General features: G+C 41.9%; 4 protein-coding genes. All 4 read left to right on the top strand.

Annotated elements, in window-relative coordinates; translation table 11 throughout:
- A partial coding sequence (locus AC6F75_RS00115; RefSeq protein WP_500712895.1) for an aminoacyl--tRNA ligase-related protein occupies positions 1 to 525 on the top strand: 525 nt, incomplete at its 5' end.
- Between the two features lie 242 nt (positions 526 to 767).
- Positions 768 to 2,549 (top strand): tetratricopeptide repeat protein, encoded by a 1,782-nt coding sequence (locus tag AC6F75_RS00110; RefSeq protein ID WP_500712894.1) that lies wholly within the window; start codon positions 768 to 770, stop codon positions 2,547 to 2,549.
- Positions 2,550 to 2,623: 74 nt separating this feature from the next.
- Positions 2,624 to 2,995, top strand: coding sequence for a DUF4286 family protein (locus AC6F75_RS00105; protein WP_500712893.1), 372 nt, complete (start codon positions 2,624 to 2,626; stop codon positions 2,993 to 2,995).
- A partial coding sequence (gene rsmA, locus AC6F75_RS00100; protein ID WP_500712892.1) for a 16S rRNA (adenine(1518)-N(6)/adenine(1519)-N(6))-dimethyltransferase RsmA occupies positions 2,992 to 3,793 on the top strand: 802 nt, incomplete at its 3' end. The genes AC6F75_RS00105 and rsmA, both read left to right, overlap by 4 nt.

The raw sequence follows: 3,793 nt of genomic DNA, 5'->3' as shown, positions 1-3,793 counted from the left end.
AAAGACCTCCCAATAAAGTGCACCGGTTATACACCTTGTTTCAGAAGGGAAGCCGGAAGCTATGGCGCCCACGTTCGTGGCCTAAACCGTTTGCACCAGTTTGACAAAGTGGAGATTGTTAGAATTGAGCATCCATCAAATTCACACCAAGCATTGGACGGCATGGTGGAACACGTCAAAGAACTCCTCAACGAACTAAAACTCCCCTACCGTATTTTAAGACTGTGTGGTGGCGATTTGGGCTTTACCTCTGTGCTCACTTATGATTTTGAAGTGTTTTCAACTGCTCAGGATCGTTGGCTGGAAATTTCATCGGTTTCCAATTTTGAAACCTTTCAGGCCAACCGATTGAAATTGCGTTTTAGGGATGAAAACGGAAAAACCCAACTGGCACACACCCTCAACGGCAGTGCTTTGGCACTTCCGCGTGTATTGGCAGGCATACTTGAAAACTACCAAACTCCGGAAGGAATTAAAATCCCTGATGTATTGGTGCCTTATTGTGGGTTTGAAACAATTGATTAGAAGCCTCCCCCAGCTCCTCCAACCGCGTGCGCTAAAGCTTTAGCGCCGTGCCGTCGGCAAGCCTAAGGCGGCCGATGGGTGGCACAAGGAGGGGAGTTTCCTTTTCTAAGACATTCGTGCACCTGACCGCCGAAGGCTGTTTAGTGGCATTTTTATCGGGAATGCTGAGTCAAAAATATTCCTAACATATCTATAACTACATTACTTCATACATTTTCCTATATTTACCAAAAAGTAACTTTATGCGTTTTTGGATTGTCACTGTTTTTATTCTTTTGGGTTTTGCGGGGTTTTCGCAAAATGAAACCCTGGCCAAGCATTATTTTGACCGTGGTGATTTTGAAAGGGCATTGCCTATATACAAATCGCTTTTTGAGAGCAATCCCAATAACAACAATTTCTTTTTAGGATACATCGCCACTTTACAACAACTCGAAGATTTTGAAGAGGCTAAAAAATTACTTGAAGAAAAGCTCAATGCCACCCGAAGTCATCCTATTTATTTAATCGAAATGGGAAGAAATTACCTCATCGAAAGTAAACCTGATGAAGCCCAACCTTATTTTAGGGCAGCCATTGCAGCGATTGACGAAAACCCGCGAATGACCCACACCATCGCCGGTACTTTTGAAAGACACAGCCTCCTTGACCTGGCTATTGAAGCCTATGAAAAAGGAATGGTGCTTGACCCACAACAAAATTTCAATCACCAATTGGCAAATATATACGGTGAGCAGGGCAATCTTGAGAAAATGTTTGAAAGTTACCTGAATTTGATAGAAACCAATCCGTCGTTTTTGATTGCAGCCCAACGTAACTTTAGCCGGTACGTCACCGAAGACCCGTTAAATGAAGCCAACGACTTATTACGAAAAGCACTTTTAAGACGCTCACAAAACAATCCGGATCTTTTTTACAACCAGTTGTTAAGTTGGTTGTTCATTCAACAAAAACAATATGACCGGGCATTTACTCAGGAAAAGGCCATTTTCAGACGCACTTTTGAGGGACTGAACGAAATGATGGACCTTGCCTATATCGCTATGGATAACAACGATTATCCCATAGCTCGTGAAATTCTAGATTTTATTGTGGGAAATTCTACTTCAGAAAACACAAAACTACAGGCCTATCAAAACCTGATGGAAATTGAAGTGCGCACCGCCACAAAAGCCACTTATCCCGATGTTCAGAAAAAGTATGAAAACCTAATTCAAATGTATGGCGCAGACGGTCGCACCTTTGAACTGCAACTCGATTACAATAAATTTCTGGCATTCAACAACGACAAAAAAAATAGTGCCATAGAAAATCTCAGAAAGCTCAGTAGTGAAAACCTGAGTCGCTATCAGGAAGCCCGAGTGCTAATGCTATTGGCAGATATATTGGTATATGACGAGAAATTCAACGAGGCATTGATTTATTATTCCCAGATTCAAAACAAGGTGAAAAACGACCCCATAGCACAGGAAGCCCGCTATAAAGTAGCCAGAACCAGCTATTTTAAAGGTGATTTTGCCTGGGCACAAACCCAATTGGACATACTCAAAACCTCCACTTCACAGTTGATTGCCAATGACGCCATGGAGTTGAGCTTGCTTATTAGCGACAACTCCCTGGAAGACAGTTTGCAAACGGCTTTAAAAAAATATGCCCGTGCAGACCTGCTTGACCTTCAGGGAAAACACCAAAAAGCTATCACTATATTAGACGAAATTCTAAGCAACCACGGCGGTGAATCCATTGAAGATGAAGCCATGCTAAAACAAGCCCGTATTTTTGAAAAAACAAAACAGTATGATAAAGCCATTGCCAACTATTTAAAAATCATCGAATTTCACAAACACGACATACTTGCCGACAACGCCTATTTTTTTCTGGCCGAACTCTACAACAAAACCCTGAAACAGCCCGAAAAAGCGAAGGAATTTTATGAGCAAATCATTTTTAACCATCAGGATTCCATCTTTTTTGTAGAAGCCCGAAAACAATACCGAAGCATCAGGGGAGACGCGATTAATTAAAAGCCCCCACCCTGCTTCCCCTATGAGAAGAGACGTAATATATTACGTCTCAACTAAAATCAATAAATAAACAAATGCATATCTACAACGTCACCATAAACATAGAAGAAGAAATCCACGACCGCTGGCTGAAATGGATGAATGAGGAACACATCCCCGATATGCTGGCCACAGGAAAATTCACCGCTGCAAAAATGTGCCGCGTCCTTGTGGAAGAAGAAATGGGCGGACTTACCTATGCCGTGCAATACACCACAGACAGCAAAGAAACCTTGGAAAAATACTACCGTGAAGACGCAGAACGCTTGCGCTCAAAAAGCAAACCCTTTGAAGGTAAATTTGTAGCTTTCAGGACAGAACTGCAAATTATCAGTGAACAATCCTCACCCCCCGACCCCCTCTCCAAAGGAGAGGGGGAGAAAAATCCAATTAAAAATGGCCGATGAGAAAATATTACAAAAAAGACCTAAGAGCAAAAAATACTGAAAGTGCTTCAACCGAAAATAAAGACATTGAAGTAAGTGCTAAAAAACATCTTGGTCAACATTTCTTGAAAGACGAAAACATCGCCAAAAAAATAGCTGACACACTTACATTAAAAGGCTATAAAGAGGTCATCGAAATTGGCCCGGGTATGGGCATACTCACCAAATACCTGATTCAAAAAGACATCAACCTCATTGCGATGGATATCGACACAGAATCTGTAGCTTATTTAAAAACCACCTTTACTTCACAACACAGCGAGCTGCTTGAAAACAAAAAATTCAAAGTGGTGGAAGCCGATTTTTTAAAAATTGACTTGTCAGATTATTACAGGGATACACAGTTTGCCATCACCGGTAATTTTCCATACAATATTTCTTCGCAAATCGTTTTTAAAGCTTTGGAGTGGCGCCACCAAATTCCCGAATTTACCGGTATGTTTCAAAAAGAGGTCGCCCAGCGCATTTGTGAAAAGCCGGGCAGCAAGGCCTATGGCATACTTTCGGTGCTGGTGCAAGCGTTCTTTACAGCTGAATATTTATTTACTGTTCCGCCGGTTGTGTTCAGTCCGCCACCCAAAGTGGACAGCGGGGTGCTGCGCCTCATTCGAAAGGAAAATTTTACCCTCCCCTGCAATGAAAAATTGTTTTTCACCGTGGTGAAAACTGCTTTCGGTCAGCGCCGAAAAACATTGAGGAACAGCTTAAAATCTTTCGCTTTAAGCGAAAATTTAAAAGAAGACACTATCTTTGACAAAC

It is taken from the genome of Planktosalinus sp. (assembly GCF_059864935.1).
Note: the sequence above shows the minus strand (reverse complement) of the source record. Positions and strands in the feature narration are given on the sequence as shown.